The organism is Methylomagnum ishizawai (genome assembly GCF_900155475.1).
GTDB classification, from domain to species: Bacteria; Pseudomonadota; Gammaproteobacteria; order Methylococcales; family Methylococcaceae; genus Methylomagnum; species Methylomagnum ishizawai_A.
Genome location: NZ_FXAM01000002.1, coordinates 172,681 through 193,363, shown reverse-complemented (window position 1 = coordinate 193,363; position 20,683 = coordinate 172,681). Strand labels below are relative to the sequence as shown.

General features: G+C 65.7%; 16 protein-coding genes and 1 pseudogene. 12 read left to right on the top strand and 5 right to left on the bottom strand.

Annotated elements, in window-relative coordinates:
• Window positions 1-83 precede the first annotated feature (83 nt).
• Entirely contained in the window at window positions 84-611 is a 528-nt protein-coding gene (locus tag B9N93_RS21580; RefSeq protein ID WP_085216491.1) for a YgjP-like metallopeptidase domain-containing protein, read from the top strand.
• A gap of 4 nt (window positions 612-615) precedes the next feature.
• A complete protein-coding gene (locus tag B9N93_RS21575) occupies window positions 616-1,071 on the top strand; it encodes a YaiI/YqxD family protein (RefSeq protein ID WP_254899504.1) in 456 nt (151 codons plus the stop codon).
• A gap of 220 nt (window positions 1,072-1,291) precedes the next feature.
• On the opposite strand, the gene B9N93_RS21570 is transcribed toward B9N93_RS21575, so the two are convergent.
• On the bottom strand, window positions 1,292-1,759 hold the full coding sequence (locus B9N93_RS21570; protein WP_085216489.1) for an Lrp/AsnC family transcriptional regulator: 468 nt from the start codon (window positions 1,757-1,759) through the stop codon (window positions 1,292-1,294).
• A 127-nt stretch (window positions 1,760-1,886) separates the two neighbouring features.
• On the opposite strand from B9N93_RS21570, the gene B9N93_RS21565 reads away from it, so the two are divergent.
• From B9N93_RS21565 to B9N93_RS21540, 6 genes are all read left to right on the top strand, one after another.
• On the top strand, window positions 1,887-2,849 hold the full coding sequence (locus B9N93_RS21565) for a class I SAM-dependent methyltransferase (RefSeq protein ID WP_217807381.1): 963 nt from the start codon (window positions 1,887-1,889) through the stop codon (window positions 2,847-2,849).
• A gap of 177 nt (window positions 2,850-3,026) precedes the next feature.
• Window positions 3,027-4,028, top strand: a complete 1,002-nt coding sequence (hlyD, locus tag B9N93_RS21560; protein WP_085216488.1) for a secretion protein HlyD — start codon at window positions 3,027-3,029, stop codon at window positions 4,026-4,028.
• A 1-nt stretch (window position 4,029) separates the two neighbouring features.
• Window positions 4,030-5,772: an ATP-binding cassette domain-containing protein gene (locus B9N93_RS21555; protein WP_085216487.1), complete on the top strand. Its 1,743-nt coding sequence runs from the start codon at window positions 4,030-4,032 to the stop codon at window positions 5,770-5,772.
• A complete protein-coding gene (locus B9N93_RS21550) occupies window positions 5,769-6,899 on the top strand; it encodes an ABC transporter permease (RefSeq protein WP_085216486.1) in 1,131 nt (376 codons plus the stop codon). The genes B9N93_RS21555 and B9N93_RS21550 overlap by 4 nt, the downstream gene beginning before the upstream one ends.
• A 3-nt stretch (window positions 6,900-6,902) precedes the next feature.
• On the top strand, window positions 6,903-8,003 hold the full coding sequence (locus B9N93_RS21545) for an ABC transporter permease (protein WP_085216485.1): 1,101 nt from the start codon (window positions 6,903-6,905) through the stop codon (window positions 8,001-8,003).
• Window positions 8,004-8,012: 9 nt separating this feature from the next.
• Window positions 8,013-9,482, top strand: coding sequence for an efflux transporter outer membrane subunit (locus tag B9N93_RS21540; protein ID WP_085216484.1), 1,470 nt, complete (start codon window positions 8,013-8,015; stop codon window positions 9,480-9,482).
• A 5-nt stretch (window positions 9,483-9,487) separates the two neighbouring features.
• Here B9N93_RS21540 and B9N93_RS21535 read toward each other — a convergent pair.
• A pseudogene (locus B9N93_RS21535) lies at window positions 9,488-11,110 on the bottom strand (multidrug ABC transporter permease/ATP-binding protein); the annotation flags it as partial.
• Between the two features lie 152 nt (window positions 11,111-11,262).
• On the opposite strand from B9N93_RS21535, the gene B9N93_RS21530 reads away from it, so the two are divergent.
• The 4 genes from B9N93_RS21530 to B9N93_RS21515 all read left to right on the top strand — a co-directional run bounded on the left by B9N93_RS21530 (window position 11,263) and on the right by B9N93_RS21515 (window position 17,815).
• Entirely contained in the window at window positions 11,263-13,494 is a 2,232-nt protein-coding gene (locus B9N93_RS21530; RefSeq protein ID WP_254899503.1) for a TonB-dependent siderophore receptor, read from the top strand.
• An 11-nt stretch (window positions 13,495-13,505) separates the two neighbouring features.
• Window positions 13,506-14,696 carry a PepSY-associated TM helix domain-containing protein gene (locus B9N93_RS21525; RefSeq protein WP_085216481.1) on the top strand — a complete coding sequence of 397 codons (1,191 nt, stop codon included), beginning with the start codon at window positions 13,506-13,508 and terminating at the stop codon, window positions 14,694-14,696.
• Window positions 14,697-15,198: 502 nt separating this feature from the next.
• Entirely contained in the window at window positions 15,199-15,378 is a 180-nt protein-coding gene (locus B9N93_RS21520; RefSeq protein ID WP_125469157.1) for a hypothetical protein, read from the top strand.
• Window positions 15,379-15,721: 343 nt separating this feature from the next.
• Window positions 15,722-17,815, top strand: coding sequence for a TonB-dependent receptor (locus tag B9N93_RS21515; RefSeq protein ID WP_085216479.1), 2,094 nt, complete (start codon window positions 15,722-15,724; stop codon window positions 17,813-17,815).
• A 124-nt stretch (window positions 17,816-17,939) separates the two neighbouring features.
• On the opposite strand, the gene B9N93_RS21510 is transcribed toward B9N93_RS21515, so the two are convergent.
• From B9N93_RS21510 to B9N93_RS21500, 3 genes are all read right to left on the bottom strand, one after another.
• Window positions 17,940-18,293 (bottom strand): hypothetical protein, encoded by a 354-nt coding sequence (locus B9N93_RS21510; RefSeq protein WP_085216478.1) that lies wholly within the window; start codon window positions 18,291-18,293, stop codon window positions 17,940-17,942.
• Window positions 18,294-18,563: 270 nt separating this feature from the next.
• Window positions 18,564-19,475, bottom strand: coding sequence for a metal ABC transporter substrate-binding protein (locus B9N93_RS21505; RefSeq protein WP_085216477.1), 912 nt, complete (start codon window positions 19,473-19,475; stop codon window positions 18,564-18,566).
• Between the two features lie 17 nt (window positions 19,476-19,492).
• Window positions 19,493-20,662 carry an ABC transporter permease gene (locus B9N93_RS21500; protein WP_085216476.1) on the bottom strand — a complete coding sequence of 390 codons (1,170 nt, stop codon included), beginning with the start codon at window positions 20,660-20,662 and terminating at the stop codon, window positions 19,493-19,495.
• Window positions 20,663-20,683 lie beyond the last annotated feature (21 nt).

The following is a 20,683-nucleotide window of genomic DNA, read 5'->3' as shown; positions in this document are numbered from 1 at the left end:
CCCTGCCAGCCGCAGCCCGTTCCCAGGAACGCGGGACGATGTCTGCTAGAATGCCCGGCCCCGTTGTTCCGATACCCGCCGCGATGAAACCGAACCCGCCCTCCAAATACCTTGCCGGTTATCCGCTGGCCCTGGTGGAGCAAGTCCAACACCTGATCGACCAGGACCGGCTGGCCGGGGTGTTGTTGCGCAAGTACCCGGTCGCCCATGGGGTGCGCACCGACAAGGCGCTGTACGAGTATGTCTCGGAGATCAAGAGCGCCTATCTGCGGAACGCCGGGCCACTGAGCAAGGTGATGTTCGACGGCAAGCTCCAGATCATCCAGCACGCCCTGGGCATGCACACCAACATCGCGCGGGTGCAGGGTGCCAAGCTGCAAGCCAAGCGCGAGGTCCGGGTCGCCTCGGTCTTCAAGGACATGCCCGAGGCGTTCCTGCGGATGATCGCCGTCCACGAACTCGCCCACTTCAAAGAGCGGGACCATGGCAAGGCCTTCTATCAACTATGCCTGCACATGGAACCCGCCTATCACCAGTTGGAGTTCGATGTCCGGGCTTACCTCAGCCATCTGGACGCCACCGGCCAATCCCTCTGGTCAATATCCACTTGAACCCATGGGCCAAACAATGATGATCTGGGTCGATGCCGATGCCTGTCCCGCCGCCGTCAAGGACATCCTGTTCCGGGCCGCCGACCGGACCCAGGTAACCCTCACCCTGGTCGCCAACCAAGCCATTCCCATCCCACCGTCCCCGTACATCAGGTCCGTGCGGGTCCAGAAGGGATTCGACGTGGCCGACCACGAGATCGTCGCGCGCCTCGCACCCGGCGACCTGGTGATCACCGGCGATATTCCCCTGGCGGCCGAGGTCTTGAAGCAAGGTGGCCACGCACTCTCGCCGCGCGGCGAAGCCTTCTCGGCGGACACCATCGGCGCGCGCCTCAACATGCGCGACTTCCTCGACACCCTCCGGGCCGGCGGCATCCAGACCGGGGGTCCGGGGGCGCTCAAGCCCAAGGATATCCAGGCGTTCGCCAACGCGCTGGATCGGTTCTTGGCGCGGCGGTAAGCCGACAAGATCGGATATATGCCCGCCGAGCGGCACGGGACATCGAAAAGCCGCGAGCCTTACCTGCCTCCTTCAATCGATTCCCGATAAACCCGGCGTATTCCGCTCCCCAGGGCAACTCGGGGTCCGCCCGGAGGAAGTTCCATCTCCACGGTTTGGCGGTTTTCCCGGTTTGAACAAAGCCGGACCTATCCATGGGGCGGCGCGCGCCGACCGGATATCATCCCGGCAGCGGCAAGGCGGCGCGGTCGACCACCCGGCGCAGGACGAAACTGGTATGCACCCCGGCCACCCCGGCAATGCGGGTGATCCGGTGCAATAGGAGTTCCTGGTACGCCTCCATGTCCTCGACGACCACCTTCAGCTGGTAGTCGGCCCGCTGGCCGGCGATGAGCAAGCATTCCAAAACCTCGGGGATAGCGGCGATATTGGCCTCGAAATGGGCGAAACGCTCCGGGGTGTGCTGATCCATGGCGATGCCGATCAGCGCCATCAGCGACAACCCCAACTTCTTGGCGTCGAGGTGGGCGCGGTAGCCGACGATCAAGCCGTCCGCCTCCAAAGCCCGTACCCGGCGCAGGCAAGGCGAAGGCGACAGCCCGATGCGGTCGGCCAAGTCCTGGTTGTTGATGCGTCCGTCGGCTTGTAGCGTCTCCAAGATCATGCGGTCGTAGCGGTCGAGTGCCATGGGTTTTCCCTTCGGTTTGATTTCGGCAATATTAATCTACATAGTACCAAACAAGCGCAATTTAATTGCCGAAATCGCGCATTTTCCATGGAAAAACGCAAGCGCCTGCGGGCCGGGGTCGCCTAACATGGCTCCACCATTCCCCGTGTTCAGGAATACCCGCCTGCTCGCCGGGGAAGGCAACGGCCCCATCGACGCCAACCTCGTTACCGCCGCGCCCAAGGCCATCGTCAGCGGCCTTAACCGCAACGGAATCACCTGGCAATCCGGGGCCATACCCTCCGCCGTTCAAATCGGCGGCTCCTGTTCACCTTCCGTGGAGTGGCCTATGTCCTCATCGAATACCCAACACTGGAATCCGGCGCAATACAGTAAGAACGCCCGGTTCGTCTCCGACCTCGGCATGCCCGTGGTGGATTGGCTGGACCCCCGACCGGGCGAGCGGATCCTCGATCTCGGCTGCGGCGATGGCGCGTTGTCCCGCAAGCTGGTGGACCGGGGCTGCGAGGTGGTCGGCGTCGATGCGAGCGCGGCCATGATCGCGGCGGCCCAAGCCCTCGGCCTGGACGCCCAGGTTGTGGATGGGCATTCCCTGCCGTTCGAGAACGAATTCGACGCCGTGTTCTCCAACGCGGCGCTGCACTGGATGACCGCGCCGGAGCGGGTGGTGAGCGGGGTATGGCGCGCCTTGAAACCGGGCGGGCGCTTCGTCGGCGAATTCGGCGGTCATGGCAACGTGGCCGGCATCGTCGCGGCGCTCGGAGCGGCCCTGACCGCGCGGGGCTTGACGGTCCCCGATCCTTGGTATTTCCCCCGCCCGGAGGAATACGGAAAACTGCTGCGATCCCACGGCTTCGAGGTGACACGCCTCGACCTGATGCCCCGTCCCACCCTGTTGCCGGGCGATGTGGGCGATTGGTTGGCGACGTTCGCCCAAGCCTACACCGCCGCCTTGCCGGTGGCGGAGCGGGGGGATTTCATCGCTGGGCTGGTCGAGGCGCTGCGCGGCCCATTGTGCGACGCCAACGGCGCTTGGTGGGCGGACTATGTGCGTCTGCGGTTCTCGGCCACGAAACCGGATGCCGCATGACCCGGCTTGAACGGCGGGTTTGATGGCGATTTCCAGCGCGGCCATGGATTCATCTTCCGCCGGTGGAAATCCGGCGTATGCCTTTTGGACCCTCCCGGCCAAACCCATCCGGTAGCCGTTTCCACACCGGGCCGGTCTGCCATAATGATGGCGATCACCACGGGAACCGGACCGGGAATGCAACACGCCAAAAGCTTGATATGGGTGGCCTTGGGCCTGGCCACATCCATCGCCCTCGGTGGCGATTGGCTGGATCGCCAGCCCAAGCCGGGGAACGAGAACATCGTCCTCTACGGCAACGTCGATATCCGGGAAGTGGAATTGGCCTTCCGCCAAGCCGGACGGCTGGCGACCCTGGCTGTCGAGGAGGGCGACGCGGTGGAACCCGGCCAAGGACTGGCCGAACTCGACGCCCAGCCGTTCCGGGACGCGCTCGCCGCCGCCGAGGCCGGGGAGCGGCAGGCGCGGGCCGAACTGGAAAAGCTGCGCCGGGGCTACCGCCCGCAGGAAATCGCCGAGGCCGAACAAGCCGTCCGCCAAGCCGAAGCCGCGCTGGAATACGCAGCGGGCGAACTCGGGCGGCAGGGCGCGGTGGTCGGTTCCGGGGCCACCACCCGCCATAGCTACGACCTGGCCCGTTCGGCGCGGGACCAGGCCGCCGCCCAAATGGCGGCGGCGCGGGCGGTGTGGGCTATGCGCAAAGAAGGCTACCGCCACGAGGATATCGCCATTGCCGAGGCCAAGCTGGCCGGGGCCGAAGCGGCGGTGGCCCAGGCCAAGACGGCCCTGGCCGACACCCGTTTAACCGCGCCCGCGAAGGCCATCGTCCTCGCCCGCGTCCGCGAGGCCGGGAGCATGGTCAATGCCAGCGCCCCGGTGTATACCCTGTCCCTGCGCGACCCGGTCTATGTCCGCGCCTATGTGGGCGAACCCCAACTCGGACGGGCCGTGCCCGGCACCGAGGTCGCCGTGCTATCGGATTCTTCCGGCAAGGTTTACCGGGGCCGGATCGGCTTCGTCTCGCCCCGCGCCGAATTCACGCCCAAATCGGTGGAAACCACCGAACTCCGCACCGATCTGGTCTACCGCCTACGCATTGTGGTCGCCAACGCCGACCAGGGTTTGCGCCAGGGGATGCCGGTGACGGTACGGATCGGCGGCGGCGCGGAAGGCCGTTGAGATGGAAGCGGCCCCCGCCGTCGCCAGCGCCGGTTTGACCAAGTATTTCGGCAAGACCGAAGCCTTGCGCGGCTTGACCCTGGACATCCACCCTGGCCGCCTGACCGGCTTGGTCGGCCCGGACGGGGCCGGCAAAACCACCCTGATGCGGCTCATGGCGGGCCTGATGCGGCCCAGCGGCGGCAGCCTCCGGGTCTTGGGCCTGGACGTGACGCGGGACGCGGCCCGCCTCCCCGAGCTCACCGGCTATATGCCCCAGCGCTTCGGCCTCTACGAAGACCTGTCGGTCCTGGAGAACCTGCGGCTTTACGCCCGGTTGCGCGGCTTGGAAACGCGGTCGCTCCAGGAGCATTTCGACCGCCTGCTGGGTTTCACCCGGCTCGCGCCGTTCACCGAGCGGCTGGCCGGGCGCTTGTCGGGCGGCATGAAACAAAAGCTGGGCTTGGCCTGCGCCTTGATCGCCAGCCCCCGGCTGTTGCTGTTGGACGAGCCGGGCGTCGGGGTCGATCCGGTCAGCCGCCAGGATTTATGGCGCATGGTCCATGCCCTGACCGCCGAGGGCGTGGCCGTAGTCTGGGCCACGGCCTATCTCGACGAAGCCGAGCGCTGCGATAGCGTCCTGCTGCTCAACGAGGGCAAGATCGAGTTCAACGGCCCGCCCGCCGCCTTGACCGCCCGGCTGGCCGAACGCAGCCTCCGCCTTGTCGCGCCCCGGCAGGACCGCCGCGCCGTGCTGGCGCGGGCCTTGGACCTGGCCTCGGTCTGCGATGGCACGATCCAGGGCGATTCGGTGCGGGTGGTGTTGCGGCGCGACGCGGCCCGCGCCGAAATCCAAACCCTGGCGGACGCGGTGGAAGCCGAACTGGTCCCGGTGGCCCCACGTTTCGAGGATGGCTTCATCGATCTATTGGGCGGCGGGCCGGGCGGCACTTCGGCCCTGGCCGAACGCTTCGGTCCGGTCGCGCTGGATGCCGGGTTCGCGGTGGAATGCCGGCAACTCACCCGCCGCTTCGGCGCGTTCCTCGCCGCCGACCGGGTGGATTTCCAAGTGCGCCAAGGCGAGATTTTCGGCCTGCTCGGTCCCAACGGCGCGGGCAAGTCCACCACCTTCAAGATGCTGTGCGGCTTGCTCAAGCCGAGTTCCGGCGAAGCCCTGGTGGCGGGTTTGAACCTCCGCACCTCGACCAGCGCGGCCAAGAGCCGCCTCGGCTATATGGCCCAAAAATTCTCGCTGTACGGGCTGTTGTCGGTGCGGCAGAACCTGGAATTCTCGGCGGGCGTCTACGGCCTCGCCGGGGCGGCGAAACGCGAGCGGGTCGCGGAGATGATCGAAATCTTCCACCTCGAAAGCTACCTCAAGGCATCGCCGGACCAACTGCCGCTGGGTTATAAGCAACGCTTGGCCCTGGCCTGCGCGGTGATGCACGCGCCGCCGGTGCTGTTCCTGGACGAACCCACCTCGGGCGTCGATCCCATCACCCGGCGCGAATTCTGGACCCATATCAACGGCTTGGTGCGCAAGGGCGTGACCGTGCTGGTGACCACGCATTTCATGGACGAGGCCGAATATTGCGACCGGGTAGCCCTGATGTACCAAGCCCAGGTGATCGCGCTCGACACGCCCGCCGCGTTGGAACGGCAAGCCGCCCGGCCCGGCCTGGAACCGCCGTCCATGGAGCAGGCGTTCATCCACTTGATCGAGGCCGTGGACGCCGCCGCGGACACCCCACGGGGGGCGGCATGAAGCGCTGGCCGGGACCGGACCCGCGCCGGGTGTGGGCGCTGGCCTGGAAGGAAGCGCTGCAAATCGTGCGCGACCCTTCGGTCATCCTGGTCGCCTTCGTGCTGCCCGCTGTGATGCTGTTCCTGTTCGCCTACGCCGTGTCCCTGGATATTAAAACCGTGCCCATCGGCGTGGTCTTGGAATCCGATGGCGACGAAGCGCACTCCCTGGCGGCGGCGTTCGCCGCGACCCGCTATTTCGTGGCGGTGCCGACCCGTGACCGGCGGGCGGTGGCCGCGGACCTTGTGGGCGGACGCTTGCGCGGTTTCGTGGTAATTCCCCAGGATTTCGAGCGCCGTTTGTGGGGCGGGACGCCCGGCCCCTGGGTCCAGGTGGTGACCGATGGTTCCCAGCCCAATACCGCCAGCTTCGTCGCCAGCTATGCCCAGGGCGTGGTGAACGCTTGGCGGGCGGCGCGGCGGGCCGGGCCGGTCGGCGGCGGCATCGGCCTGGAACCCCGGTTCTGGTTCAACCCGGAGATCGAGAGCCGTAGATTCCTGGTGCCGGGGGCCATCGCCGTGGTCATGACCATCATCGGCACCTTGTTGACCGCCCTGGTGGTGGCGCGGGAATGGGAGCGCGGCACCATGGAGGCGATCCTGTCCACCCCGGCCTCGGTGGGCGAGATCATCGCCGGGAAGCTGTTGCCTTATCTGGCGTTGGGCCTCGGGGCCACGTTCCTGTCGGCGGCGATGGCGGTGTCGGTGTTCGGCGTGCCTTTGCGCGGCTCCTGGCTGGCTTTGCTGGCCTTGTCCCTGGCCTTCATGTTCCCGGCGCTGGGCCAGGGCTTGTTGATCTCGACCCTGGCCCGCAACCAGTTCGTCGCCTCCCAATTGGCCTTGTTCTCGGGCTTCCTGCCCGCCTTCCTGCTGTCGGGATTTTTATTCGAGATCGACTCCATGCCCGCCCCGGTCCGCGCCCTGACCTATATCGTCGCGGCCCGCTATTTCGTGTCGTCCTTGCAGACCGTGTTCCTGGCCGGGGATGTATGGGCCTTACTGCTGCCCAATATCGGGGCGCTGCTCATCATCGGCCTAGTCCTGTTCGTCCTGGTCCGCCTGAAGACCCGCAAATCATTGGATACCTGAGCCATGGCCCTGTTATCGCCGCGCCTCCGGGCGCAAATCGTCAAGGAATTGCTCAGCGTGCTGCGCGACCCCAAGAGCCGCGCCGTGCTGACCATCCCGCCGCTGTTTCAATTGCTGATCTTCTCGTTCGCCGCCACCCTGGAACTCAAGCACGTCGATATCGCTGTCTATAACCGCGACGCCGGGCGTTGGGGTTATGAGTTGACGGCGCGGGTGGGCGCGGCGGGCTTCGTGCGCGCTGTGCGCCCGGTCCATAGCGCGAACCAAATCCGGGACGTGATCGACCGGCGCGAAGCCATCGCCGCCCTCGTTATCCCGGAAGACTTTTCCAGGGACATCGCGGCGCGGCGTCCGGCGCGGGTCCAGGTGATCCTCGATGGCCGCCGGGCCAATGCCGCCCAAATCCTGCTCGGCTATCTCAACGCCATCGTGACCGGGCTGGACGCCGAATCCAGCCTGGACACCGGCCATGTGGCCGTGCGCCATGGCTTCAATCCCAACCTCATCTACCGCTGGTTCATCGTGCCCAGCCTGGGCGGCGTCCTGGTGATGTTCGTGACCTTGCTGGTGACGGCGCTGTCCATTGCCCGCGAGCGCGAATTGGGGACCTTCGACCAGTTGTTGGTGTCGCCCTGCACGCCCGCAGAAATCATCGTGGCCAAGATCGTTCCCGCCTTGCTCATCGGTACGCTGTTGGGCCTGTTCATGGCGGCGGCGGGCGTCTTCGGTTTCGGTGTCCCCTTCACCGGCTCGTTTCCGCTGCTGTTCGCCAGCCTGTTGCTGTTCATCGTCTCCATCGTCGGCATCGGCCTGATGATTTCCTCGATCTGCGCCACTCAACAACAAGCCATCCTCGGCACCTTCGCCGTCGGGGTGCCTGCGGTCTTGGTATCGGGCTTCGCCACCCCGGTGGAGAACATGCCGGAGGTCTTGCAATGGCTGGCCGAGGCCATCCCCTTGAAACACTATCTCATCATCCTGCAAGGCAGTTTCCTCAAGGCGCTGCCGCCCGCCGAGGTGTTCGCCCACGCCTGGCCGATGGCGGTCATCGCCGTCGCCACCCTGTCCACCGCCACGCTGTTCGTGCGCGGCAAGCTGCAATGAGGGGGCAGCATGGCCGCGAAACTTAGCTTTTCCAGACCCGCCCCAGGCGCGATCCTCGCGTTATGCGCCCTGCTATCGGGCTGCGCGGTGGGACCGGACTACCATCCCCCCCAGCCCATCCTGCCGACCCATTGGCAAGCCGCCCGCGACCCCGCCGCCGCCCTGGAACCGGCCACGGACGCCGGTTTGCAAACATGGTGGCGCAGCTTCCACGACCCGGTGCTGGACCGGCTCATGGCGGCAGCCCGCGTCGGCAACCTCGACCTGAAAATAGCCCTGGCCCGCGTCGGGCAAGCCCGCGCCGAACGCCACGCCAGCCGGGCCGGGTTGTTCCCGCAGGTTTCCGCCAACGCCGTCGGTGCCCGCCTGGACAATGTGTTCCCGGTCAGCCAGCCGGGCGGGTCCAAGCCGCTGGATTTCTTCCTGGCCGGGTTCGACGCGGTTTGGGAAATCGATGTGTTCGGGCGCCTGGGCCGCAAACTGGAAGCCGCCACGGCGGAAGCCGAGGCCACGGCGGAGGAATACCGCCAGACCTGGGTGATCCTCTGCGCCGAGCTGGCCCGCGAATACACCGGATACCGCAACCTCCGCCGCCAGTTGGATATTGTCCAGGCCCATCTCGCCACCCAGCGCCATACCCTGGAATTGACCGGGCAACTCTACCGGGAAGGCTTGGCCACCGGCGATGTGGTGGCGCGGGCCGAAGCCCAGGCCGGGGACACGGCGGCCCGCGTCCCGGCCCTGGAAGCCCAGTTGACCGAAGCCCAGCACCGGCTGGAAATCCTGGTCGGAGGCAAACCCGGAGCCTGGGCCTCCCGCTTGGCGGAACCGGGCGGGGTGCCCGATTCGGACGCCCGCGCCCTGCTGACCACACCCGCCGAGACCTTGCGCCGCCGCCCGGATGTGCGCGGCGCGGAACGCGCCCTGGCGGCGGCGACCGCCTTGCAAGGCGCGGCTTTCGCCGAGTTGTTCCCCAAGATATCGGTCGCCGCCTTCGCGGGATTGCATAACTCCGACTTGGAAAGCCTGTTCCGCTCGTCGGCCTTCGCCTGGGCCGGTGGTGGTTCCCTGGCCCAACCGATCTTCAACTTCGGGCGCATCCGGGCGGGCATCGACCTCGCCGACGCCCGGCAGCAGGCAGCCTATTTCAACTACGAACGCACGGTGCTGCTGGCCCTGCACGAAACCGAAACGGCCCTGACCCAGTTCCTCAAGGAAGAGCGGCGGCGGGAACAACTGGCCGTTTCCGTCGGCCAGTTGCAGGAGGCGTTGCGGCAAGTCGAAGCGCGTTACCGGGCGGGGTTGGCAACCTATTTGGAAGTGTTGGACGCCCAACGGGCCAGCCTCTCGGAAGAATCAGCCTTGGCGGATTCCCAGGCGCGGACCACGACCTATCTGATCGCGCTCTACAAGGCGCTGGGCGGGGCCGGGCAGGGCGAAGCCGAACCGGCGGAAGAACCCGTCCGCCCTTGGGGATAGGCGGTCTACTCAATCGTGGTTTCCCGGATTTCCCCCAGGTCCAGCTTGAGTACCCGGTCGGCGACATGGAAATAATGTTCGTCGTGGGTGATGGCCACCACGGTCTTGCCCGCCGCCTTCAGCCTGGGCAATAGCTCGGTATAGAAGAAACGCCGGAACCCAGGGTCTTGGTCCGCCGCCCATTCGTCCAACACCAGGATGGGCCGCTCCTCCAACAGGGCCAGCAACAGGGCCAGCCGTTTGCGCTGGCCTTGGGACAGGCGGGTATCGTCCAAACGGCCGCCGTCGATGGCGACCTTGTCGGCCAGGGCCAGGGTTTCCAGCCAGGAGCGGGCATCCGCCGCGTCAGCCTCGAACCCGTCCGGTCCCAGCAAACGCTGGAACAAATGGAAATCGGCGAACACCGCGGCGAACAAGCGCCGGAATCCGGCGCGGCGGGTTTCGCCGATGGGCACGCCGTCCAGCCGGATTTCACCGCCGTGCGGACGGTATAGCCCGGTCAACAAGCGGGCGAAGGTGGATTTGCCACTGCCGTTGCCGCCGATCAGGAACACCGTTTCCCCCCGCCGCAAATCCAGGTGCAAAGGACCGACGCCAAAGCCGTCTTCCCCCTCGTTGCCGGGATAACGATAGGTCACGCTATCCAGTTCCAACCGGGTCCAGGTGGCGGGGGGCTGCCAGCCCCGGACCTTGAACGTCGGGGAATATTCAGGGAATTCCAGGGATTTCAGCTTCGCCAAGGCCACGCTCCCCCCGATCAGGCCGGGAACCGCCGTCACCAAACCGGCCAGCGGGGTACGCAGGAACAGGAGGGTCAGCGCATAGGTGGTGGCCACGCCGGTATCGGCCCAGCCCGCGCCCTGGGCCAGGAAGAAACACAGCCCGATGACCCCCAGGATCATGGTGTTGGCCCAGTTCTCGTTCAGCCCGTTGTAGAGATCGGCGCGGGTTTCCTCGTTCCGGCCCGCGATGGCGTCCCGCTCGAAATCCTCCTCGTACAACCGCCGCGCCCGTTCCCGGTTCAGCGCCAGTTCCTTGCGGCCCTCGATCACCGCTTGGTAATCCGCGTACAGCCGGTCCTCGACCTCCCGCGCCCGCTCCACCCGCGCATGGGTCCGCCGGAGCAGCATCCAGGCCACGGCCACGGTCAGGGCCATCCAGGCCAGGGTGGCCTGGAACAGCGGCGGCGACAGCCAAGCCAGATAGGCGAAGCCCCCCAGGTTGAGGACCACGCCGTAGAGCGCGGTGGGCAGGCCGATGAAGGCCGAGGTCAGATGGCCGGTATCGCTGCCCAGGCTGGCGAGGATGCGGGCCGGTCCCAGGGTTTCCAGGTGTTCCAGGTCGGTATCCAGCACCCGCTTGACCAGGGTGCGGCGCAACTCGTAGACCAGCCGGTGGCCCAGGGTGGTCATCCAGATTTGCGCCAAGGTGGCGACCAGGAATTGCGCGGCGAGCAAGCCCGCGAAATAGGGCAAGGCCGTCTCCAAATCCATCGGGTCCTGGATCAGGCGTTCGTTGACGAAGGCCATGACCTGTACCGTCAAACCCGCGCTCGCCACACTGAGCAGCAATACCCCCAGCAAACCCAGGCGGAAGCGCCGGAACATCAAACCGATCAAGTTCATTGCCCGGCTCCTCTTTCGAAAAAAGCGCGGTCCGCCCGGATATGCGACACAGTATTCATATAAACGATTGTGATTCTCATTTGCTTTAAGCTACCACAATCCTCTATGCTCGCGCCATGCCGAGTGATCCGGTACACGAATTCCTGGAGGACGATATGAAACGACGATGGCGTGACAATGGCGCGGACAGGGCCGGTGCGGCGGCGATCCGGGCGATGGTGTTGATGTTGGGCGGCGTGGTGGCGGGCCGGACGGAGGCGGAAACCCCGGAATCGGGACCGGACGGGACGGTATCCCTGGAAGCGGTCACGGTGACGGGGGAAACCACTGAATCCACCGAAACCGCCTGGGGTCCGGTACGGGGCTATGTGGCGAAGCGCAGCGCCTCGGGTTCCAAAACCGATACCCCGTTGATCGAGACGCCGCAGACCATCAACGTCGTGGCCCGCGACGAAATCGCGGCGCGGGCCGCGCAGAACCTCAGCCAAGCCACCGCGTATACCCCAGGCTTGCTCACCGAGATGTTCGGTCCCAGCACCCGCGACGATTATTTCAACCTGCGCGGCTTCGACGTGCCGCAATACCTCAATGGCCTGCGGCTCCTGGGCATCGGCTACGCCAATATCCGCACCGAACCCTACGGGCTGGAGCGGGTGGAAATCCTGCGCGGGCCGTCCTCGGTGCTGTACGGCCAGAACCCGCCCGGCGGCTTGGTCAATCTGGTGAGCAAGCGGCCCACCCTCGAACCCTTGCACCAAGTCGAACTGCTCGGCGGCAGTTTTGGCCGGGTGCAGGGTGCTGTGGACCTGGGCGGACCGCTCGACGACAGCGGCCAGTTCCTCTACCGCCTGACCGCGCTGGGCCGTGGCAGCGACACCCAGGTGGACCACGCCAAGGACGACCGCTATTTCGTCGCGCCCAGTTTCACTTGGCGGCCCGACGCCGACACTTCCTTCACCCTGCTCACCCATTACCAGAAGGACGAGGCGGGCAATTCGATGCAATTCCTACCGCCACAAGGCTCGCTACAGCCCAATCCCAATGGCCGGATACCCACCAGCCGCTTCCTGGGCGAACCGGACTACGACCGTTTCGACCGCGAGCAATACACCGTGGGCTATGCCTTCGAGCATCGCTTCAACTCGATCTTCCAGGTGCGGCAAAACCTCCGCTACGCCCACGTCGAGACCGATTATCCGGTGATCTTCGTCGATGGCTTCGTCACCGGAGCCAATGGCTTGCCGGTCGATTACCGCACCGTCACCCGTTCCGCCGGGCTGTACCAAGCGCGCGCGGGCGTATTCACCCTGGACACCCAGGCCCAGGCCGATTTCGACACCGGCCCGGTGCGGCATACCGTGCTGTTCGGGGCCGATTACCGCAACCTGGGCGGCGACAACAACAGCGGTATCGGTTCGGCCCCGAATATCGACATGTACAGCCCGGTCTATGGCCAGCCCTTCGACCGCCCGCCCATCGACCTCAAACGGCACCAGGACTTGGACCAGTTCGGCCTCTACCTCCAGGACCAGATCAAATACGAGCGTTTCGGCCTGACCCTGAGCGGCCGCCACGACTGGGCCGAGTCGTTCACCCACGAGAACGACCTGTTGTATTCCACCCTCACCGACACCCGCCAGGACGATTCCGCCTTCACCTACCGGATCGGGCTGAACTATCTGTTCGACAGCGGTTTCGCGCCCTACGCCAGCTATTCCGATTCGTTCGAGCCGGTGCCCGGTACCGACTTCTCCGGCACGCCGTTCCAGCCGACCACCGGCCAGCAATGGGAGGTCGGCATCAAATACCAACCGCCCGGCTATAACGCCTTCCTCACCTTGTCGGCCTTCCACCTCACCCAGCAGAACATCGTGACCGCCGATCCCGACCCGGCCCACCAGGGTTACAGCATCCAGACCGGGGAGGCGCGGGTCATGGGCATCGAATTGGAAGGCAAGGCCAGCCTGGCCGAAGGGCTGGACCTGACGGCGGGCTATTCCATCTACGATTCCGAAACCACCAAAACCACCGAGGCCAACCAACTCGGCAAGCGCCTGCCCTACACGCCCGGCCAGCAAGCCTCGACCTGGCTGGACTACACCGTGCCGGTCGGTCCGGCGGCGGGTTTCGGGTTGGGGGGCGGTTTCCGCTATGTGGGGTCCAATTACGGGGATTTGACCAACAGCCTCAGGGCACCGTCCTACACCTTGATCGACGCGGTGGTGCATTACGATCTCGGCAAGCTGGACGGCAGCCTCAAGGGGGCGCGGTTGGCGGTGAACCTGAGCAACCTGTTCGACCGCGAGTATGTCGCCACCTGTGGCGATGGCTTCTGCTACTACGGCAACCGGCGCTCGGTACTGGCCAGCCTGCGCTACGACTTCTAGCGGGGCGCGGCATGAGGGCGTTATGTGTCCGCCTGCACCGCTATGTGGGCTTGGCGCTGGCGGGTTTCCTGGCCTTTTCCGGCCTGAGCGGCGGCATGCTGGTATTCCAGGCCGAGTTGGACGCTTGGCTCAACCCGGCGTTGTTCCGCGTCGCGCCGGGGGGTCCGGCCTTGCCGCCCGCCGAACTCGCGGCCAGGGTGGCACGCGCCGACCCGCGTTTGGCCGTCACCGCCTTGCCTTTGCGCATCGAATCCGGGGCAACGGCCCGCCTGCAAATCAGCCCCCGCATCGATTCCGCTACCGGCCAGCCGTTCGCGCTGGATTTCGACGAGGTATTCGCCGATCCGGCCAGCGGGGCGATCCTGGGGCGGCGGTTGTGGGGGGAATGCCACTGGCGACGCGCGGCCCTGGTGCCCTGTTTGTACGTGCTGCACTACAGCCTGCAAGCGCCGGGCGCAACCGGCCTATGGATCATGGGCGGGATGGCGTTGGCCTGGATTTTCGCCGCGCTGCTGGGCGTCTATCTGACTTTCCCGGCCAAGTGGCGGGATGGCGGGGGCCGCTCCTGGCGGCAACGCTGGGGCGTGGCCTGGAAGATCAAGCGCGGGGCGCGGGGGCCGCGCCTGCACATGGATTGGCACCGGGCCGGCGGTCTGTGGTTGTTCCCGGCCCTGCTGATCCTGGCCGTCAGCGGGATATCCTTCAACCTGCGGGACGCGGTGTTCGAGCCGGTGGTGGGGCTGTTCTCATCCTTGACACCTTCGCCTTTCGACCAACGCGAGGAACAACCGGACGGCGCTTCGCCGGAACCCCGGCAATCCTTCGCCACCATCCTGGCGCGGGCCGAGCCGGAAGCGGCCCGGCGCGGCTGGACCGAACCCGCGGCCGACTTGTTCTACAATCCAGGCTATGGCATCTACGGGGTCGGATTCGGCGCGGCGCGGGCGGCGGGGCTCGGGCCTTCCTACCTCTATTTCGACGGCGACGACGGGCGTTTATTGGGCGATTACCGGCCCGGCGCGGGCACGGCGGGGGATGTGTTCGAATCCCTGCAACTGCCTTTGCACAGCGGACGGATCGCGGGCTGGCCGGGCCGGATCGCGGTCGCCGCGACCGGACTCGCCGTGGCCGGGCTATCGCTCACCGGGGTGCTGATCTGGCTGGACAAACGCCGGGCGCGGGATAAAAAGCTTGGGGCTTGAAGCCCAAGGCCGGCGGGTTTCCGCGCCGATGGTTTCGAGCAAAGCCTTGGCCACCGCACCCAACAGGAACGCCAAACGCTGGCAAAGGATGCCGACGATATCTTCCCACTTGCCCGCCCCCTGCCGCCAATGATCGACCGCGGCCCGGCCTCGCGCATAACGACGGCGAAACCGCCCGATCCACCAGCCACCGCCGATACGCCCGGACCCCTCGGGGGAAATTCAGGCAGCGAAGGCCGATGGAATCGGGAACATACCGCGTGATAAGGCGCATCTACACCTGCCAAATACCCACACAGCGCTAACCCGGCCGCCCGCGCTGGGCATGGGTTCCGCCCAAGCGAGCCGGAAACCGGCCTCCGCTTGGAGGGTTGCCGCGACCTTGGGCATCGGATTTGCTAGATAGCGGTCGGAGGGTTCCGGGTAGCCGTTGTCGGATCGCGTTCATAGGTGGCTACCCGACCCCGGATTTTGGCCGTTTTTGATTTTTCGGGAGGTCGGTTTGTTCAAGAAATACCTGTTCGGGTTGGTGTCGGCGCAACTCGCGCTGTTCCTCATCGGTTGTGGCAACGAAGGGCCATTGGGGAATACCCCGCCCCAGGGCCGGCCGGAATGGATGAAGAAGAAAGAAGCCGCCCCCGCCGAACCCGCCCCGGCGGAAGCCCCGCAAAAGCAACCGTAGCCAACCGCTCCGAAGCCGTGCGCGACCTGCTACGCCGGGAACTGGAGGCGGGACGCCAGGTTTCGGGCCAGTCCCTCCATGACGCGGCCAGGCGGTGCGGGGTGCGGCACAGCGCCTTGAATTCGATCACCGTAAATACCGGACCGACCGGCCCTCCACTCGGCACGCCCCCCCGCACGACTGAGCGCGGGTTCTAGGACCGCTTCCCCGCCTTTCCTGTCCCGCCCCGGCGGCGCGGGTTTTTTTACGCCGATTCTGTAAGAATATTTTTATAAAGTTCATACATCCACCGGGACCGTCCAGCCCGTAATAACGGTGTTTCCCCTATTCCGAGGTACTCCCCATGCAGCGATTCAAAACCCGGTTCCCGCTCTTTCCATGCCTGGGTGCGGCCTTGCATTTGCTGGCCGGTCCCGTCTCCGCCCATCCCCAGCCCGCCGAGGAACAAGAACCGGAATCGGTCAACCTGGAAACGGTCGAGGTGGAAGGCCGCGCCGCCGACTTGCTCGGCGTCGCCGATTCGGCCTCGCAGGGCCAGGTGGGCCAGCCCGAGTTCAAGTACCGGCCCTTGTCGCGGGTGGGCGAACTGGTGGAAGTGGTGCCGGGCGCGGTCGCCACCCAGCACAGCGGCTCGGGCAAGGCCAACCAGTTCTTCCTGCGCGGCTTCAACCTGGACCACGGCACCGACTTCAACGCCACCCTGGACGGCGTGCCGATGAACCTGCGCACCCACGCCCACGGCCAGGGCTATCTCGACCTCAACAGCATCATCCCGGAATTGGTGGATAAGGTGGATTACGGCAAGGGGCCGTATTACGCCGAGCAGGGCGATTTCGCCTCGGCGGGCTATGCCCAGTTCCACACCTTCCACCGCCTGGCGGAGGGCATCGCCAAGTTCACCGGCGGCGAATACGACTATTACCGGGGCGTGTTGGCGAATTCCAATCATCTGGGACGGGGGGATTTGCTCTACGCCGGGGAGGTGGCGTTCTTCGAAGGGCCGTGGAAGCAGCCGGAAGAATCGGGCAAATACAATGGGATGATCCGCTATACCATCGACGAGGAGGATTTCGGGCTTTCGGTCAACGGCAAGGCCTACCGTTCCAACTGGATCGCCACCAACCAGATTCCCAAGCGCGACGTGCAGGCCGGGCTCCTGGACCTGTACGGCACCATGGACCCCAGCGACGGCGGCAAGACCGACCGCTACAGCCTGTCCGGTAATGTGTGGAGCAAGGGCGATGGCTATAAGAACCAGCTCAACCTCTACGCCCTGTACTACGACCTGGACCTGTATTCCAATTTCACCGGCTATCTCGACGACCCCGTCAACGGCGACCAGCTCAACCAGCACGAACGCCGGGTGGTGGCGGGTGGCGAGGGCGAGCAGACCTGGTTCAACCGGGTGCTGGGCTTCGACATGGACAACAGCGTCGGCTTCCAAGTGCGCTACGACAATATCTCCAACCTGACCCTGAACCACACCGTGAACCGCCGGTTCCTCGCCTCGATCAGCGTGGACGATGTGGACGAGACCAGCCTGTCGTTCTATTTCAAGAACCAGACCCATTGGCTGTCCTGGTTCCGCAGCATCGCCGGGCTGAGGAGCGACACCTTCTTCTTCGACGTGACCGACAAGCTCCATCCCCAGGATTCGGGCAGCCAGACCTCGTCCATGGTCAGCCCCAAGCTGTCCCTGGTGTTCGGTCCCTGGGCCGAGACCGAATTCTTCCTCAACTTCGGCTATGGCTTCCATTCCAACGACGCCCGCGGCGTCACCAACCATTACGACCCGCTCGACCCCACGATGCCGGTCAAAGGCGCTCCCGGCCTCGCCAAGCAACGCGGGGCCGAGGGCGGGCTGCGCACCCAATATATCCCCGGCCTGGTCAGCACCTTGGCGGTGTGGTACCTGCATTCGGATTCGGAGCTGGTGTTCCTGGGCGATGCCGGCACCACCGAGCCCACCGGCCAGAGCGAGCGCTACGGCGTGGAATGGACCAACTATTACAAGCCCAACGACTGGCTGACCCTGGACGCCGATTTCGCCTTCACCTCGGCCCATTACCAGGACGTGCCCCATAGCGAGAGCGATATCCCCAATTCGGTGGGGCAGGTGATCGGGGCCGGGGTGGTGGCCTTGTTGCCCTACGATTTCTTCGCGACGGCCAGGGTACGCTATTTCGGCCACGTCCCCTTGAACGAGACCGGGACCGCCTACATGGGCGACACCACCCTGGTCAATCTGGGCGCGGGCTACCAGTACCAGAAGCTGAAATTCGAGGTGGACGTGTTCAACCTGTTCGACTCCAAGGCCAACGACATCGCCTATTACTACGAGTCGCGCTATCCGCAGAACGCCGCCGCCGCGGAGGGGATCATGATCCATCCGGTGATGCCCCGGCAGGTGCGGGCCACGATCACGCTGAATTTTTGAGGGGGGGACTGACTGTGCCGGGAGCCCATGGATTCCCGGCCACCGCTTGTCGGGTGGCATGGACGGACGCCATCGGCCACGATGGGCGGGGAAGGCGTGCGGCCTTCCCCGGCGGGGGTCGGCCTTAGATCAAGGTGGATTGGGGATTGAAGGTGAAGAAGGCCAGGATGCCGTAGCACGCCACCGCCAGCCCGGCATGGGCGATCAGGACGGCCTTGGGGATTTTCTTCCCCTTCTTGGAAGTCACGGCCATGACCAAACCCAGCGCGATGATAACCACGGCCAGGCCGATGTTCAGATACAGCCGCTCGTCCCCGCCGACCGCGTCGGCGATCACCAAGCCCGAGCCGATCAACGCCGCCAGGGCGTGCAGCCTGGGGTAGTACGGATCGGGTGGCAGGCCGCGGGCCATGCTCAAGACCATCATCACGCCCATGAGGGCGACCAGGGTGAAGGTGGCGAGTGCGCCCATCAACATAAAGCTATCTCCTAATAGAGTGGATTGAGGAAGACTGGAAGACCAGCCCAGGCGGCTCATTGCAGGGTCCGGGCCAATGGTGGCCTTGGCCGCGAAGCCGCGCCCGGCAAGGGCTGCGGGGCGGGAGCGGTGGCGTGGACGCAGCGCGTCGCGGTGAAATCACCAGGGTTTCCTACGGTTTTTCCCGTATAGACGCGCCCCGAAACCAATCCCCGGCGCGGTCCGGGGATTGGGGGACGGATCCGGGGTTTCCCGGCTGCCGCAGGCGTGTCAGCGCAACGCCGCCTTCAGGTTCTCCACGTTCGCACGCATCACCGTCAGGAAATCCCCTTCCCGTGGACGGTTGCCGCAAAGATCGAACACCACGCTTGCCACCCCCATCGCCTTGAGTTGGGCGGCGACCTCGGCCAAGGGCGCGGCCTCCCACAGCATCCACTTGGCCGGATGTCCCGCCAGGGTATGCTTGAGCGCCTCCCATTCCTGCGGCGGCGGCATCTCGTCCGTATCCCAATGCACACTGGCGATATCGAAACCATAGCGCCGCCCCAGATAATCGTACATCGGATGGAAGGCCAGCCAGGACTTGTTGGGCTGGGCGGCGGCGGCGCTGCGCAAATCGGCGTCCAAGGCCAGGAGGTCGGCCTTGAGCCCCGCGAGGTTCTCCATCACTAGGCTTTTCCATTCCGGGCGCTTCTTGGCGATGGCCTCGGCCACGGCCTGGGCCTGGAGCGCCGCCTGCTCGAAGTCCAGCCAGGTGGTATAGACGGTCCCCGCATGGGCATGGGTGCCGCCGGGTCCGTGGCTGTGGACGACGACGCCCTCGGTGTGGATATAGCGGTCTTTGAAGGCGGCGGAAGTGTTGACTTGCTTGAGCTTGGACAAGCTGACGCGGGACAGCCATTTTTCGTAGTCGGCCCCGTTGAGCAGGATCAAATCGGCCTTTTGCAGCGCGGCCACGCCCTTGGCCTTGGGTTCCCAGTACGCCGGATCGGTGTCGGCGGCCGGCACGGGAAACTCCACGGCGGCGCGGTCGCCGACCAGGCGCTCGGCGAAATAGGCCAGGGGATAATTGGTGGCGACGATCTTCAAGCGGCCCGCGTCGGCCCGCGCCAGGGCCGCGCAGAGGAACCACAGGCACAGCGCGAAGCCATACCGCGCCAGGAGCGCAAAGCGAAAGGACATGATTGTTTCTCCGGGTTTCAGGAAATAAAGAACCGGCGCATCAAATCGCCGGCATGACGGTGGAGGACTTCCAACCCGAGCAGGCAGACCGAGCCGCTGGCGAGCAGGAGCAAGACGATCTCGGCGGCGAGCAAGCGCAACACCGTCAGCCGTCCACAGCCGAGCAGGAAGATGGTATGCAGTTCGCCCCGGCGGAGGCGCAGCGACAGGGCGAACACCAGCCCCAGGGCCGACAGCGTCGCCGCCCCCACCCACAGCGACACCGCGTCGAACAAGGCGCCCACCCGGAAGATGTTCTGCAACAAGCCCTGGGTGATCTTGAGCGGCTGGACAATCTGCGCGGTATCGTCCGGGGCGAGGTAGCGCCCGCGTAGCAGGGTGGCCGAGCGGGCATCGTGGGCCACGGCGATGATCGCGCTGATGGGATAGTCCGCCGGATCGCCATGGAAATGGAAGGAATCCAGGTTGTCCGGGGTGATTTCGGTATAAGTGACCAGCTTGGCCTGGGCGCGGGCCTCGGCCTCCGCGAACGGTCCCGCGCCCGCCGGGCTGGATGGCTGCCCGGCGTGGCCATGGCCCAGTCCCTCGATCACCCAGGCGGTCTGCAAATCCACGAACACGGCCTGGTCGTCCGGGCTGTGGCTCTTGCCCAGCACGCCCACCACATGCAGCTTCAGGGGATAGATACCGGCCAGGTCGAACAGGTTGTCGGGCGTGGTCAGGAGGCTGTCGCCGGGACCGAGTTTCAACGCCGCCGCCGCGTCCGCGCCCAGCACGCAATCGCCCAGCAGCGCCAACATCGCGCCGCGTTCCGGGACCAGGCCGCGATAATCGAAATAATCCAGTTCCACGCCGACCAGGGGTTGGCCGCGCACCTTGAAGCGGGCGTAGATCGGCAAGGGATCGGCCCAGCCGGTGGCGGCGATCCGTTCCACTTCACGCATGGCGATGGGCGTGGCGGCGGCGGTGAAATACAGCGCGTTCAAGGTCAGGTCCACCGCACTGCCCTGGGCCCCGACCAGGAGCGGCGTGGCTTCGGCGCGGGCGGTCATGCGCTTTTCGCCCTCGTCCAGCAGTCGGTGCAAGCCCAACGGCAGGCCCATCAGCAGGCTGAGGCAGGCGATCAGGATCAGGCTGCGGACTTTGTGGTGGCGCAGGTAGCGCCAAGCGAGATAGACATCGTGCATAGGGTGGCGGCAGGTGGATGG